The 17497-nt window shown below is 47.0% G+C and carries 14 protein-coding genes; 8 read left to right on the top strand and 6 right to left on the bottom strand.

The window, feature by feature from the left end; all coding sequences use genetic code 11:
• Positions 1-59: 59 nt before the first annotated feature.
• Positions 60-2483, bottom strand: coding sequence for a sucrose synthase (locus tag H6F51_25450; protein MBD1825821.1), 2424 nt, complete (start codon positions 2481-2483; stop codon positions 60-62).
• A 142-nt stretch (positions 2484-2625) separates the two neighbouring features.
• Between H6F51_25450 and minC the strand changes: the two genes are divergently transcribed.
• The 5 genes from minC to H6F51_25425 all read left to right on the top strand — a co-directional run bounded on the left by minC (position 2626) and on the right by H6F51_25425 (position 6407).
• Positions 2626-3489, top strand: a complete 864-nt coding sequence (gene minC / locus H6F51_25445; protein MBD1825820.1) for a septum site-determining protein MinC — start codon at positions 2626-2628, stop codon at positions 3487-3489.
• A gap of 247 nt (positions 3490-3736) precedes the next feature.
• Complete coding sequence (gene minD, locus H6F51_25440; protein MBD1825819.1) at positions 3737-4540, top strand: septum site-determining protein MinD; 804 nt, start codon at positions 3737-3739, stop codon at positions 4538-4540.
• A gap of 43 nt (positions 4541-4583) precedes the next feature.
• On the top strand, positions 4584-4994 hold the full coding sequence (gene minE, locus H6F51_25435; protein ID MBD1825818.1) for a cell division topological specificity factor MinE: 411 nt from the start codon (positions 4584-4586) through the stop codon (positions 4992-4994).
• Complete coding sequence (locus tag H6F51_25430) at positions 4975-5826, top strand: shikimate dehydrogenase (GenBank protein ID MBD1825817.1); 852 nt, start codon at positions 4975-4977, stop codon at positions 5824-5826. The genes minE and H6F51_25430 overlap by 20 nt, the downstream gene beginning before the upstream one ends.
• A gap of 32 nt (positions 5827-5858) precedes the next feature.
• Positions 5859-6407: an MOSC domain-containing protein gene (locus tag H6F51_25425; protein ID MBD1825816.1), complete on the top strand. Its 549-nt coding sequence runs from the start codon at positions 5859-5861 to the stop codon at positions 6405-6407.
• Positions 6408-6415: 8 nt separating this feature from the next.
• Here the strand turns inward: H6F51_25425 and H6F51_25420 are convergent, their stop codons facing one another.
• The 3 genes from H6F51_25420 to H6F51_25410 are packed head-to-tail and all read right to left on the bottom strand — an operon-like array spanning position 6416 to position 9792.
• Positions 6416-7864 (bottom strand): insulinase family protein, encoded by a 1449-nt coding sequence (locus H6F51_25420; GenBank protein MBD1825815.1) that lies wholly within the window; start codon positions 7862-7864, stop codon positions 6416-6418.
• Between the two features lie 34 nt (positions 7865-7898).
• Positions 7899-9422: an insulinase family protein gene (locus H6F51_25415; protein ID MBD1825814.1), complete on the bottom strand. Its 1524-nt coding sequence runs from the start codon at positions 9420-9422 to the stop codon at positions 7899-7901.
• A gap of 55 nt (positions 9423-9477) precedes the next feature.
• Positions 9478-9792, bottom strand: coding sequence for a hypothetical protein (locus H6F51_25410; GenBank protein MBD1825813.1), 315 nt, complete (start codon positions 9790-9792; stop codon positions 9478-9480).
• A 297-nt stretch (positions 9793-10089) separates the two neighbouring features.
• On the opposite strand from H6F51_25410, the gene H6F51_25405 reads away from it, so the two are divergent.
• On the top strand, positions 10090-10614 hold the full coding sequence (locus H6F51_25405) for a photosystem I reaction center subunit XI (GenBank protein MBD1825812.1): 525 nt from the start codon (positions 10090-10092) through the stop codon (positions 10612-10614).
• A 99-nt stretch (positions 10615-10713) separates the two neighbouring features.
• On the opposite strand, the gene gmk is transcribed toward H6F51_25405, so the two are convergent.
• Together gmk and H6F51_25395 are read right to left on the bottom strand one after the other, a co-directional pair.
• Positions 10714-11283: a guanylate kinase gene (gmk, locus tag H6F51_25400; GenBank protein ID MBD1825811.1), complete on the bottom strand. Its 570-nt coding sequence runs from the start codon at positions 11281-11283 to the stop codon at positions 10714-10716.
• Between the two features lie 117 nt (positions 11284-11400).
• Entirely contained in the window at positions 11401-11664 is a 264-nt protein-coding gene (locus H6F51_25395; protein MBD1825810.1) for a DUF370 domain-containing protein, read from the bottom strand.
• A gap of 340 nt (positions 11665-12004) precedes the next feature.
• On the opposite strand from H6F51_25395, the gene H6F51_25390 reads away from it, so the two are divergent.
• A complete protein-coding gene (locus tag H6F51_25390) occupies positions 12005-13105 on the top strand; it encodes an EAL domain-containing protein (protein ID MBD1825809.1) in 1101 nt (366 codons plus the stop codon).
• Between the two features lie 498 nt (positions 13106-13603).
• Complete coding sequence (locus H6F51_25385; protein ID MBD1825808.1) at positions 13604-17482, top strand: patatin-like protein; 3879 nt, start codon at positions 13604-13606, stop codon at positions 17480-17482.
• The last annotated feature ends 15 nt before the right edge of the window (positions 17483-17497 follow it).

The raw sequence follows: 17497 nt of genomic DNA, 5'->3' as shown, positions 1-17497 counted from the left end.
CCAAGCAAAAGAGGGTCGAGTTTAATCTCACCCTCTTTTTGGTCTATATTCGCTTTGGTTTATGATCGCTGCATTTGCTCTTGTAGTAATTGCTTTGCTCTAGGCTTGTAGAGCAGGTAAAACAGCGATTCGATATATCTCAGCATATCCTCGCGATTTTCTTGCGATGTGTAGTTCCAGAAGCCGTAGATTTTTGCGAGGGACAGTAATCGAGTCGTGTGAATTTTCCAGGTGTAGGTGCTGAAGACGCGATCGATCCCACGTTGGGAAATTTCGCTCCAGTAGTTTGGATTGAGATCGCACTTCTCCAGAAACTGCAGAACCACGGCTGCAACTTCTTCATGATTGGTCGGATTGATGTAAAACCCGTTCACTTTGTCCTGAATGATTTCAAGCGGGCCACCGAACCGAGTTGCAAACGTGGGTAGACCTGTCACCATCGATTCGAGAATCGTCAATCCAAACGCTTCAAATAAAGCAGGCTGTACGAAGATGCCTTGACGATCGGCAATCACGCGATAGACTTCTCCGGTGTCGCTTTTCGGCAATCGCACACCCAACCAGCGAATTTTGCCTTTGAGATCGTAGCGATTGATGATTTCGTAAAGCTTCTCGATTTCGCTGATTTCCTCGTAATCGCTAGAGTCATCAATCCGAAGCTTACCCGCGACTAGAATCAAATTACAACGCTCTTGCAGGGCTTCGCTCTTACCGTAGGCTTCTGCCAATCCCGTGAGATTTTTAATGCGATCGAGCCGTGCCATTGAAAAGAGTGGGCGTTTAGTGGGGTCGTCGAGCTTGCCGTAAATCAGATCGGGGTCTTCATCAGTAAACAGAAGATTTTCGAGGCGTTCTCGATCGTTCAGCAATCGGTCTTCGGTGCGCGTAAATGGGAAAAAAACGACTTCATTCACACCCGGCGGAACGACGTTAAACTTCGGGCTAAATAACTCAATGCCATTCACAACATGGTACAAATCTGGCATCGTAAATGATTTATAAGATTCATACTGTCCAACGCTTTCTGGAGTTCCGACAATCTCCTGATAGGTGCTGCTGATAATGAAATTTGCCGCGTTCATGGCAATCAAATCTGCGGTAAATTGCAGCGAAAAATGATACTTATCTTCGGATTCTTGCCAGTAAAGGTTACTGAACAAGTATTTTGATTTCTCAAGGGCGTGAGCAATAATGCAATATGTCACTTTCAAGCGTCTTGAAAGCAGGAACGCAACTAAATTTCCGTCTGTATAGTTGCCAATAATTAAATCAGGCCTGCCTTGAAATTCGGCTCGAAGCTCGTGTTCGGCATCGATCGCAAACGTTTCCAAATAAGACCAAATCTCAAATCGAGAGATCCAATTTTGAGTAAGATTCAGATTAAATTCGCGGAACGGAACGCGCAAAACCCAAGCATCTGTTGTACCGTGAATTTTCTCAAGTCGCTGATTGCAAAGCGTCCCATCACTATTTGGAATTAACCGCGTTAACACAATTACTTTTGGACTCACACCCAGCCCACCTAATCCCGCTAGAGTAATATCCTCCTGCAATTGCTTTTCTAAACTTTTGACCTGATCCAGAATGTAAACAACTTGTCCACCTGTATCTGGTCTGCCTAATACGCCTTCTTGCCCAAACCAGCCATGCGGCGAAATAATTGCTACTCTAAAAATCATCGGAATCCGCGATACCAGCGCTTCTAAGGCTTGGTGATCGGGTGAATCAATTAACTGATCCAAAATCTCTAACGTTTCTCTGACTCGCCCTGCTGTGTTTCCCCACCCTGGCTCAAATCCAAGATCTTGTAGGTCAAACTGAAATGTTTCATACGCCTCATTCGGATCACGATCGCTGACTAAATTCAGCGCTTGTTTCACTCGATCGCTCAATTGATTTGGAGATTGAATCCGCTTATTAATTAATAATTGAATCCCGTTATATTGATGTAGCTGCAAAAAATTAAATAGCGGATTTTGTCCCTGCTTTGGATCTTGGAAGAGCTGACTTGATAAATAGCGATTGAGAAAATCTACACCCTTCCCAATATTTTTTGGGTCGCGCAATACAGGTGAATAATCATAAAACGGCGCAAAATCAATCTCGAATACATCCCCTTCTTGCGGATGATAATGATTAACAAAGCGATCGCGCACGTCTAAAAGTTCCTGAATCGTCATCGGCTCGATCGTCAAGTCTTCGAGCAAACGATACGCTTCCTGCCGCGCAATTCTAGGACGAATAATCAGACATAAACTCTCATCTTCTAAAATAATTTCCTGCACATATCGAATTAATTTTCCTAATTGAGACGAATCCTGAAAATTATCTGGCTTTTTGTACTGTTCGCAATACTCATCAAACACCTGCAAAATTTCGTTTCTCAGGAAATAGCGTTTGTCATAAGCTCTCAACACGCTTGCAAACTGCCGCAAACAGGTTTTCTCATCGCTATCTAGAACGGCTTGAATTAGGTCTGACATTTTAACTCCTAATTGTTCTCTGTCAGAAAATCGCCATCACACAATAATGAAAAAACTCAGGCTTTACGTCTGTCGATCGAAACAATGTTGCCAACATCCGAATGTGTGAATATGATCTATCCGTTGCAGCCCCACATTAGGCATGACTTCTGATACCTCTGTTTCGCCAATCTCGAACGACTCTAGCCCCATTTCCCCAGAATCCGTTTCTAGCCCAAATCTCGAACCGGATTTACCAGAACTGCCGCCGCTCGAAACCCCGGACACGCCCAGAATTGCGATCGAAGATCTGCAAGTCCGCCTCAAAACCAAAGACGGTGCGCTGCATTTAATTCTGCCGCCTGAATCTGAATCTGTTTCCAAAGTCGCTTTAGCATGGAGTGAACTCTGGCAGCAGTTCAAACAGCTTTTAGCCGGACGAGAACGCCACTGGCAGCCCAACACTGTTGTGCATCTGATCGCAGACGATCGCCTCCTCGATACCCGCCAGCTCAGCGCGATCGCCCAAGCCCTCGCAGAAGCGCAACTGCAACTCAAATGCGTTCACACCCGTCGCCGTCAAACGGCTGTCGTCGCCGCTACCGCAGGCTACTCCGTTGAGCAAATCACTGCCGCTTCACCGCTGATCGCCAAGCCTGGAACGGCAACCGCGATGGAGGAGCCGCTTTATATTCAAATGACGCTGCGCTCCGGCACGGAAATCCGCCATAACGGAACCGTGATTGTGATGGGTGATCTCAATCCAGGAGGATCGATTATCGCAGAAGGCGATATTCTCGTTTGGGGTCGCCTGCGCGGTGTGGCTCATGCCGGATGCAAAGGCAACTCGAAATGTCTGATCATGGCGCTGCAATTAGAGCCGACCCAGATTCGGATTGCCGATTACGTCGCCCGCGCCCCCGAAACCCCGCCCGCTCAGTATTTCCCAGAAGTAGCGTATGTTTCACCGCAAGGCAATATTCGGATTGCGAGAGCCGCAGATTTTGTGATTCGGAAACAGGACTAAATTAGTCTGAGTCCAAAAATCAGAATTGCTCATGGTGATTTCCAACGTGCGGTAAAGCTTTGTAGAGCCAGCCTTGCGCGACTTGCTGCTTGCGGTATGCTAATCAGCGATCGACCCCAAATTTGAAAGTTTCTCGATCTAGTTCTTAAATCATGCTAGATTCCGAACACTTCAAATTCCGAATTCTGATATCCTATAAAACCTGTAATCGGCATACTCCGTTCCTCTCGAAAGCGGATTTTTATTAATGGCGCGTATCATCGTTATCACTTCGGGTAAAGGTGGAGTCGGAAAGACGACCACTACCGCAAATCTCGGTATGGCATTGGCAAAACGGCGACGTAAAGTTGCTGTGATCGATGCGGATTTCGGATTGAGAAATTTAGATTTATTACTAGGGCTGGAAAATCGCGTGGTGTACACCGCCGTTGAAGTGCTCGCGGGTCAATGTCGATTGGAACAAGCACTGGTGAAAGATAAGCGGTTCCAGAACTTAGTGCTGCTTCCTGCGGCTCAAAATCGCACCAAAGAAGCAGTGACCCCCGATCAAATGCGGCAATTAGTGAATGCTTTGGCGCGAGTGTATGAGTATATTTTGATTGATTGCCCGGCTGGGATCGAGCTTGGATTCCAAAACGCGATCGCGGCTGCACGAGAAGCGATTATCGTCACGACTCCTGAAATTGCGGCGGTTCGAGATGGCGATCGGGTGATCGGACTGCTCGAAGCGAACAACATTAAACGCATCAGTCTGATTGTGAATCGCATTCGACCGAATATGGTGCAGGCGAACGATATGATGTCCGTCGAAGATGTGCAAGAAATTTTGGCGGTGCAATTATTGGGAGTCGTTCCTGACGATGAAAAAGTGATTGTTTCCACGAATAAAGGTGAACCCTTGGTATTATCAGAAACACCTTCAATGGCGGCAACCGCTTTTGATAATATTGTGCGCCGTTTGGAAGGAGAGCGAGTACCCTTAATGAGCTTAGAACCGCCAAATGAAGGATTTTTTGCTCGCTTGTTTGGTCGATTTTCTAAGAAGAATTAACCCGATCGCTGCACGTTTTATTTAACCGTTCGCATCTCTGCTCATGATCACCGAATTTCTAGAACGCTTATTTCCGCGTGGCGCAGATAATAGCCGCAGCGATGTCAAACGACGGCTGAAGCTAGTCCTAGCACACGATCGCGCAGATTTACCGCCCCACCTGGTTGAGGAATTGCGAAAAGAAATTCTAGAAGTGGTGTCGCGTTATGTCGAGCTGGATGAAGGCATGGAGTTTGTGCTGGAAAACCACCAGCGATCGACCGCGTTAATTGCCAATTTACCGATCCGTCGAATTCGCTCGATGCCAGAACCCAGCCCGGAAGAAATGGCAAAGATTGTGCCGGATTTGACGCTGACTGAAGCGACTTTGACCGAAGACCCGCCCAAAGCTCAACCTGATCAATCTGAGCCGTCCGAACCCCCAAAGCCGAAGAATGAATCGAATCACGGGTAAAACAAAGCTGCTGGGTGTGATTGGCGATCCGATCGAACACTCGCTCTCTCCGATCATGCACAATGCTGCGATCTCCGAGATGCAGATCGACTTTGCGTATGTTCCGTTTCGCATTCGCCCAGGAGATCTCAGAACTGCGATCGCTGGATTCGAGGCGATCGATCTGCAAGGATTCAGCGTAACGATTCCTCACAAGCAAGCGATTATGCCGCTCTTGACTGAGATTACCGATGTGGCAAAAGCGATCGGAGCCGTCAATACGGTTTGGAGAACTAATCGCGGCTGGAGCGGCACAAATACCGATATTGTTGGCTTTATTGCACCGTTAAAGCATCGAACTTGGAATCAATCGATCGCGCTGATTCTTGGTAATGGTGGCGCTGCAAGAGCCGTTGTTGCGGGATGCGTAGAGCTAGGATTTGCAGAAATTCACGTCGTTGGACGTAATCCTGACAAGCTTCAAGAGTTTGCACAATCTTGGTCGTTAGATTCTCTATCAGTTCACACCTGGGAGCAGCTTTCTGGACTTCTACCGCAAGCAAACCTGATTGTGAATACCACACCGATCGGAATGTCGCCGCACGTTGATCAATCGCCTCTAACCGAGGAACAAGCAGATCAAATCCGATCGAGCGCGATCGCTTACGACTTAATCTATGTGCCGAATCCGACTCGATTTTTGCAGCAGGCGCAACAGCGAGGAGCAGACGCGATCGACGGATTAGAAATGCTGGTTCAACAAGGTGCGGCGGCTCTAGAAATCTGGACAGGACAAACTGCTCCGGATGATGTCATGCGGCGATCGCTGCGGACTCATTTAGGTTTGAATTAAGAAAGTTTTTACCGTTTGGAGTGAGTCAAGTGGTGCAACTCAGTGGAGCCGTCGTTGCCGTTAGCCGCAGCGCAACTCATAGCTTCAGCAAGCAGAATCAGGAGCGCATTCGGCTTTTGGGCGGTCTTGGGGTTGAGGGTGATGCTCACTTAGGCGAGACGGTCAAACACCGATCGCACGCGGCAAAAAATCCAACCCAGCCGAATTTGCGGCAGGTACATCTCATCCACGCTGAATTGCACGACGAGTTGCAAGCGGCTGGTTTCTCAGTTTCAGCGGGACAAATGGGTGAAAACATTACCACACGCGGAATCGATCTTCTGAATCTGCCGACTGGAACACGGCTACATCTAGGCAACAGTGCGATCGTTGAACTCACAGGTCTACGGAATCCTTGCGCTCAACTCGATCGATTTCAGCCTGGTTTGATGTCAGCAGTGCTCGATCACGATGAACAAGGAAAGCTGATTCGCAAGTCTGGAGTGATGAGTATTGTTGTGGCGGATGGCGAGGTGCGCCCTGGCGATGTGATTCAAGTTGAACTACCACCAGTTCCCCACCAACCGCTTGATCGGGTCTGAACTTGGAACTATTGCAGCTTTGGAATCGTGATATCAATAGGGGTTACAGGCTGCCCCAAGCTCGATAGCGGCGGCTGAATTTCTTTGTCATTGCCGACAACCAAAGTAACAATCTTTTCAGGCTGAAGATATTTCTGAGCGACTCGCTGAACATCGGGAATTGTTGTTGCTTCTACCGCTTTGCGATATTGGAAGATGAAATCTTTGGGATATCCATAGTATTCATATCGCAGCAAACGCGAAAGAGTTTGACCCGGATCTTGGAAGTTGAAGATAAAAGAATTCAACACGGTATCTTTCGCGAATCCTAATTCATCGGCTGAAATCGGCTCTTTGCGAATGCGATCGATCTCATTCATCACCGAGCGAATAAACGGAACGGTTGCATCCGATCTCGTTTCTCCACTAGCAATAAACACACCTGGATAATCAAACTGAGCGCTCCAGCTTGCCCCAACCGAGTAAGCCAATCCTTGGCGCGATCGCACTTCGTTAAACAATCGTCGCCCGAAGCCACTTAATACATCTTCCATCACGCTTAATGCTGGGTAATCCGGGCTGTTTAACTGTCCGCCTAGATGCCCCATTTGTAGATAGCTTTGATTCAGTTGCGGCTGATTGACGAAGAAGATTCCACCTTGTTTTGCTTGGGAAACCGATGGAAGCTGTGATGGGATAGCCTGTTCTGCGGGTTTCCAAGCTCCGAACTTCGATTCGATCGCTGATCGCATTTGCTTCGAGTCAAAATCTCCCACGATTCCGAGCAGCATTTGATCCGGACGGAACGATCGGCTATAAAACTGAATCAAATCATTGCGAGAAATGTTCGTGATCGTCGAATACTCCACAGTACGCGCATAAGGGCTATCGCTGCCGTAAATGAGCTTCTGAAATTCTCGCCCGACAATGCCGTTAGGATCGTCATTCCGTCGAGCAATGCCGCCTTGCAGTTGAACTTTGGCGATTGCTAACTGATCGGGTGCGAATGCAGGCTGCTGGATGACTTCGGCAAACAGATCAAACACTTCCGGTAAATCTTCGGTGAGCGTGTTAAAGCTGGCGCTTCCCGCAGTAGTGGAAATTCCAGTTTCAACCACTGCCGCTCGTTGCTCAAGTAATTGATTCAGTTGATTAGCAGTGCGTTTTTGAGTTCCCCCCGATCGCATCACCGTTCCCGTGAGTTCTGCAAGTCCAACTTGATTTGCAGGCTCGAAGCGATCTCCCGTTTTAACAAGCGCCGTTCCGCTCACTAAAGGCAATTCGTGGTCTTCCATCAGATAAACGATCATGCCGTTCTGAAGCTGAAACCGCGTGTACTCCGGGACTCTAATTTCTGGGGGCGGTGTGAATTTTAGATCGGTATAGTGTTTCGGTGTCTCTGCGATCGCCGGATGTACAAACAACAACACAGCTAGAAACGCCAAAACAAATAGAGTTGAGATTCGGAAAGTTTTCATTTGAGTTAACAACGCATCACATCAATAGAGTGGTTTATCCTTGCGACAAAATTCGTCCAATCGTGCGATTGGAATCGGTAAACGTGGCGTTTGCAACTCGCTGGATATCAGCAGGCGTAATCTTGGCGATCGCGTCAATTTGCTGGAATAAGTTGCGCCAGTTTCCGGTTTTGACTTCGTACTCTAATAGCGACTGAGCCATGCCCATATTGGAATCGAGCGATCGTAATAATCCGGCTCTCGCTTGAGTTTTGACGCGATCGAGTTCTTGCGCCGAAACAGGCTGAGTTTTCAGGCGATCGATTTCGGCTCTCAGAGCAGGCGCGACTTCTTCAATCGATCGACCCGGAGCGGTCAGCGCATAAAACAGCATCAAATTCGGAAACTTATCGCCCGGAAAGCCGTTAATTCCTTGAGCGGCTAATGCGACCTTCTGCTCTTCAACTAACGATCGGTACAGCCGAGAAGTGCGCCCATCGCTCAAAATTGACGCGATCGCTTCATACACAACGTTATCCGGATGATTTAACGCAGGACGGTGGTAGCCTTCTACGTACCAGGGTTGAGATTGTAGCTTCAAACTGACTTCACGCTGCTGGGTTTGTGGCGGCTCAACGGCAACCACTTCCGGCGGCGCGGGCTTCGTTTTGTAGCGACCAAAATAGGTTTGAGCGAGACGCTTCACTTCGGTTGGATTGACATCGCCCACGATCGCGATCGTCAAATTATTCGGGACATAATGCGTGTCGAAGAAGGTCTGCACATCTTGTCGGGTGAGATTGGCTAAATCAGTTGGATAACCAATCACCGGACGGCGATAGGGATGAACCTTAAAGGCAGTACCCGTAAACGCTTCGATCAATTGCCCGATCGGTGAATTCTCCGTCCGCAATCGCCGCTCTTCTAGAATCACCGCTTTCTCTTTGTAGAACTCTCGAAATACCGGATCGAGAAAGCGTTCTGACTCCAACGACATCCAAAGCTCTAATTTGTTAGACGGAAAACTATAGAAATAGCGCGTGGCATCTGCCGAAGTATTGGCATTCAGCCCCACGCCACCTGCTTGCTCCACGATGCGTCCTAATTCATTTTGCCGTCCCAATTTCGTGGCTTCGGCTTCAACGCGATCGAACTCCGCTTGCAAGGTGCGAACATCTTTCTTTTGCTCTCTTGCCGTTTTAATCTGTGCTGCAAGCTGATCTAGCTGGTTTAATAACGGCTTTTCCGCTTGAAAATTCTGTGTGCCGATCCGAGTGGTACCCTTAAACGCTAAATGTTCTAGGAAGTGTGCGACTCCGGTTCTTCCTTCCGGTTCATCCGCTCCACCCACATCTGCATAAGTTACAAACGAAACCACTGGAGCTTGATGACGCTCTAAAACAATAAACTTCAGACCATTTTCTAACTTAAACTCGGTCACGTTTTGGATCACTCGATCCAGATAAGGCTGAATCGACTGTGAAGGCAGCGTCCGCGCTACGCTAATTCCAGGAACGCTACCCCAACCCAACAGAAACACTAAAACAAAGATTACGATCGTCCGACTTATTCTCACCATGTCAACGAACTCTTAAGGCATGTTCTCTAGCATAGGGAGTTTTGTCGGCAATGGCTTATTTCGAGAGCGGCTTGCTCAAGGTCAGCGAGTGAGTCACCGTAAAAATATAGGTATCAAATAGAGCACCGACGACACCGCAGGTACAGCCGATCACGATCGCTCCTTCCCAAGCGCTACCATTTCCAAACGTTTCAAGAAACGACAGGATTTGAGCCGCACAAGCTTGTCCAAAAGGCATCAATCCCGGTACAACGCCAAGCAACAGCAGCAGCGCGATTGTTCCCCCGATCAAGGCGATCGGTGCAAGAAAGCTCAGCAAGCTGGCTAACAAGAGCGATCGTAGATAATTTGGGGTGGGGCTAAACGACATACTTCACCTTTCCATCGCAAATGAATAACAGGCTGGAACTTTCCTAAAGATAGGGGGGATTCCTCAGTTTGGGGCACGATGTTGCAAAATCTTAAATCTTTATAAAGAAACTTGGTTAAGTCGTGGGATGACTTTGTGATTATCTAAGCTCAGGCGTTTAATCGATCGCACCGTTCATAAACTCTTACATTCTTCGAGAACGGGTTATTCAGGTTGTGTCTTGAGAGTGATGAAGCCGCAAAAACGAACCCCCTACAATACGCTTCCAGCACCCTTGTAAAACAGGACATTTCATTTATGCAAATTCTTAGACATCCAGAAGCGACCGATCGTCCTGACGATCCTCGTAATAAAGAGGTTATCTATCCTGCCTTTGATATTCAAAATGGCAACCTCGCAACACCAATTAATGCGTCCCCGCTCGTTCGGACTTATATCAACGCCCTCCCCGCTTATCGCGAAGGTCTCTCCCCGCTGCGCCGTGGATTAGAAGTGGGACTCGCTCATGGCTATTGGATTATTGGCCCTTTTGCAAAATTGGGCCCTCTGCGTGACACCGACTTGGCAAACTTAGCCGGATTGCTCAGCACGATCGGACTCCTGATTATCTCTACGCTGGCAATTTCGCTCTACGGCGCAAGCAATCCGCCGGCACCCATGACCACAATCACCACTCCGAACCCACCCTCGGAACTCAAAACCGGACATGGTTGGAACGAATATGCTGCTGGCTTCTTAGTGGGCGGTGTTGGCGGTGCAGCCTTGGCGTACTTCCTGCTCACCAATCTAGCGCTGTTCAAAAACTTCACAAGCGGACTGTAAAACTGCTACACAGCAAAACGAGTGGGTATCCAAACAGATCGCCCACTCGTTTTGCTGTGTAGTGAAATTAACCGCACACCTCTGCGTGTCGTAATGCGATTAACACACTGCGGCAACTGGCTTAAACAGCGTGCGCTCAATTTCTCCTACCGCACGCTCTAAATCGTCGTTGACCACCTGAAGGTCGAATTCTCCAGCCGCATCAACTTCCTCCCAAGCTCTCTCCAGCCGACGCACGATCGCGGCTTCAGAGTCTTGGCCGCGTCCTCGAATGCGGGATTCGAGTTCCACCATCGAAGGGGGTGCAATGAAAATTTGGAGCGCGCTTGGAAATGACTTGCGGATTTGGCGAGCGCCATCAAGCTCGATTTCCAGAATGACCCACTTGCCTTCGCGAATTTTCTCTTCCACAGTGCGTCGGGGTGTACCGTAGCAATTTCCCGCAAATTCTGCCCATTCTAAAAATTCTCCCTGTGCCACCATTCGCTCAAATTGAGGGCGAGTGGCGTAGTAATAGTTTTTGCCCTCGACTTCTCCAGGACGGGGAGATCGGGTGGTGACGGAGACTGAGAGATAAAGCTGCTCGTGGCGCTGAAGAAGCGATCGAAGCAAGGTTCCTTTGCCGACGCCGCTTGGCCCTGTTAAAACAATGAGTCTACCCTTGCTCATAGCTACGTAATAATTTTGTGCGCTAGTGTTCCCAGTTTTCTGATTCTGTGAGTATAGCTTGCAACTCGACTGAATTAGTTAATAAAAGGGTGAAGGATTGGGATGATTTTTCAAATTCTAGATATCCGTACTGTCTTTGGTGAATAGAAATCGATTAGCAACTGTCTCAGGTTGAATCGCCGAAAGAATAATGTGACCGGAATCCATGACGATGACTGCACGGGTACGTCTCCCATAGGTGGCATCAATGAGCTTTTCGTGTTCGCGGGCATCATGAATAATGCGCTTAATCGGGGCGGATTCTGGAGCGACGATCGCAATCACCCGATGAGCCGAGACGATATTGCCAAATCCAATATTGATCAATCTGATTTCACTCATCGATTGCAAAATTGACGTTGAAATCGATCGTGACATAGATAGCGCCAACGGGAACTTTATAGCTATCAAGATTTAATTCTCAATTCGGGATCTACGGTTGATTTTGCCAAGAGCCTTTATAGTTTTTTGCCTCTAACCTCTCGTAACTCGATTGCAACAAAAGATAGAGTATTGTTTTTTTTTAATTAAGTTTTTGTGCTGATGCAAATTATCAATAGAGATGTTGTAATCTGTTTCATCCCCATATGAGTAGGATTCAATCTACTCCTTTAGAGGTATTTATCCAGTGAGAGAGTGCGGAAACACTAGATTAAATAAAGTAAGTTTGAAAGCTATTCCGATGAGCCAGCCTCTACCAGTCGCTAAAACCTGTGTTTGTCATAATCCTAGAGTTGGCTGCCCCTCCGGTGCAGGACAGCTTTTCATCTGGTTTCCAGTTCCCCACGCCTTGATCAAAGTCATTCCTTTTCTCAAGCAAGCTGCCTTTGACTATGAACTTATGCAAGCACGATCGGGGCTGAGGGTGACTTGCAAAACTGGACAGGTTCAGGAAGTTGCTGCCAAGATTGCTCACCTACTTGCGCCTAGAGAGCTAGGAGAGACGCGGGTTTTGTTTTTACAGGGTATGGCTCAACCCCAACTGCACGACTTTAGCGATATCACCTCACTACAGCACTTTGTTGGACGGAACGAAAGCGACTGGCTGGTCGAGATGCTTACAGCCGAACGGTTTACAACCTATTTTCAACCGATTGTCTCGACTCAGGATACTTCTCAAATTTATGCGTATGAATCTCTCCTGCGGGGTCTAGATGCCGACGGTAATTTAGTGATGCCGGGATTAATCTTAGAGCAAGCCACGAAAGCAAATTTGCTCCCACAACTTGATCGAGTCGCTCGTCTCAGCGCGATCGCTCACGCCAGCCAACATCAATTGAACAGCCACATTTTTATCAACTTCATGCCCACGGCTCTTTATGATCCCGTGTCTTGCTTACGGAGTACCGTAGAAGCGATCGACAGAGCAGGCATTGCTCATGAGCGTATTGTGTTTGAAGTGGTAGAGACAGATACACCGCAAGACCTCAATCATCTCAAAACCGTGCTGAAATACTATCGAGACGCGGGTTTTTTAGTGGCGCTTGATGATTTGGGTGCGGGATATTCGAGCTTAAACCTACTACATCAGTTACGCCCTGACTTTATTAAGTTAGATATGGCGTTGATTCGGAATGTTGATCAAGACCCTTATAAAGCTTCAATCACTGCAAAGCTATTAGAGATTGCTCAGGCGCTCGGTGTGCCAACAATAGCAGAAGGCATTGAATCGATCGCAGAGTTACACTGGTTGCAAAAGCATGGTGCAACTTTTGCACAAGGCTATCTGTTTGCAAAGCCTAGTGCTATCCCTGCAAGCGAAACGCCACGCTACCCACGCTAGTTATTACAAAATGTGGCTTTCGGCGGAAGAGTGCAGCAATTTTAGGTAGAAAGTTAGGTATCCAAACATTGTCTTTGTAGATTCATGGTTTGTAGATTCATGGAGAGATTCTAGTCGCTAGACAAAATCTGTTACCGCTTCAAAGTTAGTCTATGCACCTACTGCTCAAACGCTAATGCAGCCACGCTTAAAACCGCTGCAATGAAGCTGTCTGAGTGCTAAGGTATCTTTGCTTGAGTTAGCTCTTAAGCTTAAAGTTGCTGTCTAGCTACACAAAACAGATGCGATAGAGCGTTAGCCATCAAAGGTTAGCATAACAGGATTGTGGAATCGTCGTTCACTAACGTTTGTTCAAATAAAGCGAAGCGTTGCTCGGCGTACTTGCAACGCTAACCCTGCTTTGAAACTTAGCAAAAGGCAAGCTCAGCGATCGGAACAGTCTTTCAAAGATGACAAGTTCATCTGTAATTCTTTTTAACCTAAAACTGTGTAATTCCTATGTCTTCACATCCACCACTTCTAGAAAAGATCGAATTTCAGCAAGAATTTCGTTTGGGTTTAGTCGTCTATGGCGGTGTGTCTCTGGCAATTTATATGAATGGGGTTTGTCGAGAGTTCTACAATGCAGTGCGAGGTCGAGGTATTTATAAGCTGATCAAAGCATTGACCGACTCTGACATTATTGTGGATGTCGTTTCAGGAACATCAGCCGGAGGCATTAATGGCGTACTGTTGAGCTATGCCTTAACCAACAGCGATCGAGACACTGTTGTTGATTTTAAGAATTTTGCTGATATTTGGCGAGAAGATGGAGACATTAGTAAACTTCTACGAAACCTAAAGCAAAAAGACATAGATTCGCTCTTAGATGGTGAAGAATACTATCAAAATCAATTGGAAGCTGCCTTTCAAAAAGCTTTTGCTCAGAAGCCTCCTGCGGAACCAGGAGAGTGGTTTTCTGAATCTAAAGAACTGGATTTATTTGTTACGGGTACAGATACTTTAGGTAAAGTGTATCAAGCATTCGATAACACGGGCTGCATTATTGAAGTTAAAGATCATCGCGCTGTGTTTCTGCTGAAACATCGCGAGGGACGTAAACACCCCTTTCAACCTTCCCCAGTCACCCATCAAGCCCTTGCTAAGCTCTGCCGAATTACCTCTTGCTTCCCGGTTGCTTTTCCCGTTGTCAGCGTCGAACTGCCTCCTCCCCCCAGCACAAAGACAACTAAAACGAAGCAAGCTGATTGGACAGCCATTCATACAGAAGCAGAAGAAGTATCGAAAATAGATCCAATCGATCAGCGACTTGTGCGCTGGGGAGCATTAGCCGATCGAGCATTACCGGAGAAAAAACCGGAGAAGGAGGGGTATCAACTCCATTTTGTAGATGGGGGTGTACTAGACAATCGCCCGTTTAGCTATACGATCGACCAAATTTATCGACGCACTGCCTATCGTCCTGTCAATCGAAAATTATTTTACATTGATCCCAGTCCTGATCAATTTTTGGGAAGTCTTAAGTTTAATCAAATGAGCAAGCCAAGCATCTGGGAGGCTGCCTTAGATTCGCTTGTTGGTATGCCGCGATATGAGAGCATTGCTAATGATTTAAACGAGATTCAAAATCGCAATGAAAAGGTTCGCCGCTACAAATTTTTGCGCGGTACTGCAGAGAGGAGTGCTGAGAGGGCAGAAGAGCAACAAAAGCCCTCAGAGATGCAACCTCGATCGAGCGGTGAACCTACAGCAGAAGAAGTTTATTTGCGCTGTCGATTGGTGGGTCTGCGCGATCGAATTCTGCCGCTCATGCTTAAAGCTCAACAAGTTGACCGTTCAGACCCCAAGAATGATAGTCCACACAATCAACAAAGATTACTAGAAAAGACAGCCGAATTTATTACACAGTATAGTGCTAACCCAAAAGAGCAAATCGATCGTGATCAGCTCTTGCATGAGTTAGGCTATGAAATTCGAAATCTTGAGGTTGATTATGCTCGAAGAAAGCATTTCTTCCTGTTGGAGAAGCTTTGTCAATGGATGGAAGATCCAGCTTATGAAAGAGCGCATCAAAAGCTGCGGCAGCTAGCTTTTAAGATTAAATCTCAGATGGAACTGCTAATTGTGATTCAAGCAGGACTGGAGGAGATGCTGTCTTTTCCTGCCGTCAGCGATAGGTTTCTCGAAATCATTCGGAATGCTGGAAACCGTGACCAGGCGCGCAAGCCTATCTATGACTACTTGCTGCGACTGCATCGTTTTCTGCTGGATGCTAACTGCCTGCCAGAGTTTGATCCAGAGAGCGATCAAAGGTTTCTCAACACTTCAGAAGTGGATCGCCCTGAGCAAGCTCAACCTTCTGCCAAGACTGCACCTAACTTTTTCAAAACTCTTCCGGGTTCTCTTTTCTCTGGAGCGGAAACAGAGAGTGAGTGGAGTACTGATTTGATTTCATCCCGCATTTCCGGCGTACTCGCTCAACTGAGAAAAAGAAGTTGGGAATTGCTAAGTTCTCCGGATAAACTTGATTCAGCTCACTCTGATTCGATCTGGAACAGCCAGTACAATTTCGATCGGCAGGAAAATCAAAGTTTAAGCATTCTGTTTTTAGTAGAAGAAGCAACAGCGCAACTGATTCAAGAGAGCGACCTTGAAGAACCTGAACGCAAAAGATTATTAAGGCTGTTTAAGTGCTTCAGAAATATCGATCAGTCGGTTTATGCTTATGAGTACCTATCAGGGCTGCAAGCTAAGGAACAGCTTGAGATTTTTCGCATTAGTCCGAACGATGCTCAACTCGGTTTTAGTCGTCGTCTACCCGAAAATAAACTGGCTGGAGATCAACTGAGAGCATTCGGCGGCTTCTTCAAAAAAAATTGGCGATCGAATGATATTCTCTGGGGTCGTTTAGACGGCTTAAATCGAATTGTAGAAGCAACGCTTACACCAGAGTCTCTCATGGCACCAGATTCTCGATCTCGCTTCTCTCATTTTCTGAATCGTCAATGTGATACAAAAGAAGCCAGAGCCGATTACATTGATCAATTAGTGGAGGAAACACTACCGGAGGCAACGCCAACCGAAAAAAAGGAGATTAAGAAAACGCTACAGCAGATGGCTCTTGGTGAAATCCTACAGGATCAGGATGGGACCAATCATCCGCTCAAAGATTTCTGGGAAACGCTCGTTACAGCCGCTCATCGATCGATTCTGAAGTCTGACCTAGGCTGCGTTCTAGAAGATGCGATCGCCGATCAACTTGCTTGGAGTCAACAAGCGATTCCCTCCAAGGCGGGAGATGTAAGCTACCAATGCATCAAAATTCCGAGTTCGTCTGATCCGCAATTAAAAGCCTTGCAAATCATCAACCAACTGCTCGATCAATTGCTTCATTCTAGAACACGTCAAAACATTGCCAGGTACCTATCAAATCAGTCTAAATCACAGTCTCCTAAGGAATGCAAGAAATATTTTGACAGGATACTTAAAGCTAGCTTTCCAGCCTCTGAAGCATCTAATCGCCAAATAGTAACTCAATACCTCCAGGAGTTTATCAAGAGCCCTGATGTCTCGATTCATAGCCTCTATGGCTTCTTAGAGAAGCTTTTAGAGATAGGTAAAGCAGAAATGCAATCAAAAAATGCTTCTCCTACATCGACGACCATCATTGGCTCTATGAATGAGCAGGTGGACAAAGCACTTAAATGTTTGAGGGAATCGATCAAGCCGAAATTCTGTGCAACAGATGGCTATTTGGATCAAGCTGTGACTCCGTTTGCAGTCAAGGAATTAGTTAAGGCTCCGCTTGAGGAACTGCTGAATGACCAGGAGAAACTGGAACATTATTTCCGCAATCAATATCAGGTTGGTGCTGAAAAAGCAGAGGAAAATATTCCACGTATTATTCTTGCAGGGACTTTAGCACGAGTGGGACTGGTTTTACGAAATATCCTAGAATCGCCTCCCGCGGCTCAATATGTGAGAAATAACCCTATTTTCCAAGTTTTGAGTCGATTAATCCAAGCGTTCTACTGGTGGGTGCAAGCGGGTAACCCTAAAACATCCCTAATTCCTGTAAGTTTTCGCTCTTTGGTAGCCTTTCTTTTACCAATTCTTGCGATCGCGGGTGTAGCATTCTTTGTGAGCCAATTACCCGTACAAGTGCTGGTTCTCGGTGTTACCCTTATTCTTTTGCAATTAATCAATCGCTTTACAGGTAGATTCGGTTTACCTCAATGGGCTTCCTGGCTGCTCATAGTAGTCGCTGTGATTTCGCTGATTGCGCTCCCCTATTTCGCCCCTAACGGCGCGATCAATTGGGCAGCTCCCTTTACCTGGCTGCGCGAAAGGCTCCATCTCCTACAAATGCAGGACTAGCATCTATTGCTTCAG

The sequence above is a fragment of the Cyanobacteria bacterium FACHB-DQ100 genome (genome assembly GCA_014695195.1).
In the GTDB taxonomy this organism is placed as follows: Bacteria; Cyanobacteriota; Cyanobacteriia; order Leptolyngbyales; family Leptolyngbyaceae; genus Leptolyngbya.
The sequence above is the reverse complement of the archived record's forward strand: the minus strand, read 5'-3'. Positions and strand labels throughout refer to the sequence as shown.

Bases quoted from the DNA above. Each gene is read 5' to 3' on its own strand.
- minD (MBD1825819.1), top strand. From the start codon at position 3,737: ATGGCGCGTATCATCGTTATCACTTCGGGTAAAGGTGGAGTCGGAAAG.
- H6F51_25450 (MBD1825821.1), bottom strand. From the start codon at position 2,483: ATGTCAGACCTAATTCAAGCCGTTCTAGATAGCGATGAGAAAACCTGT.
- H6F51_25405 (MBD1825812.1), top strand. From the start codon at position 10,090: ATGCAAATTCTTAGACATCCAGAAGCGACCGATCGTCCTGACGATCCT.
- minC (MBD1825820.1), top strand. From the start codon at position 2,626: ATGACTTCTGATACCTCTGTTTCGCCAATCTCGAACGACTCTAGCCCC.
- H6F51_25415 (MBD1825814.1), bottom strand. From the start codon at position 9,422: ATGGTGAGAATAAGTCGGACGATCGTAATCTTTGTTTTAGTGTTTCTG.
- H6F51_25430 (MBD1825817.1), top strand. From the start codon at position 4,975: ATGAATCGAATCACGGGTAAAACAAAGCTGCTGGGTGTGATTGGCGAT.
- H6F51_25420 (MBD1825815.1), bottom strand. From the start codon at position 7,864: ATGAAAACTTTCCGAATCTCAACTCTATTTGTTTTGGCGTTTCTAGCT.
- minE (MBD1825818.1), top strand. From the start codon at position 4,584: ATGATCACCGAATTTCTAGAACGCTTATTTCCGCGTGGCGCAGATAAT.
- gmk (MBD1825811.1), bottom strand. From the start codon at position 11,283: ATGAGCAAGGGTAGACTCATTGTTTTAACAGGGCCAAGCGGCGTCGGC.
- H6F51_25410 (MBD1825813.1), bottom strand. From the start codon at position 9,792: ATGTCGTTTAGCCCCACCCCAAATTATCTACGATCGCTCTTGTTAGCC.
- H6F51_25385 (MBD1825808.1), top strand. From the start codon at position 13,604: ATGTCTTCACATCCACCACTTCTAGAAAAGATCGAATTTCAGCAAGAA.
- H6F51_25395 (MBD1825810.1), bottom strand. From the start codon at position 11,664: ATGAGTGAAATCAGATTGATCAATATTGGATTTGGCAATATCGTCTCG.
- H6F51_25390 (MBD1825809.1), top strand. From the start codon at position 12,005: ATGAGCCAGCCTCTACCAGTCGCTAAAACCTGTGTTTGTCATAATCCT.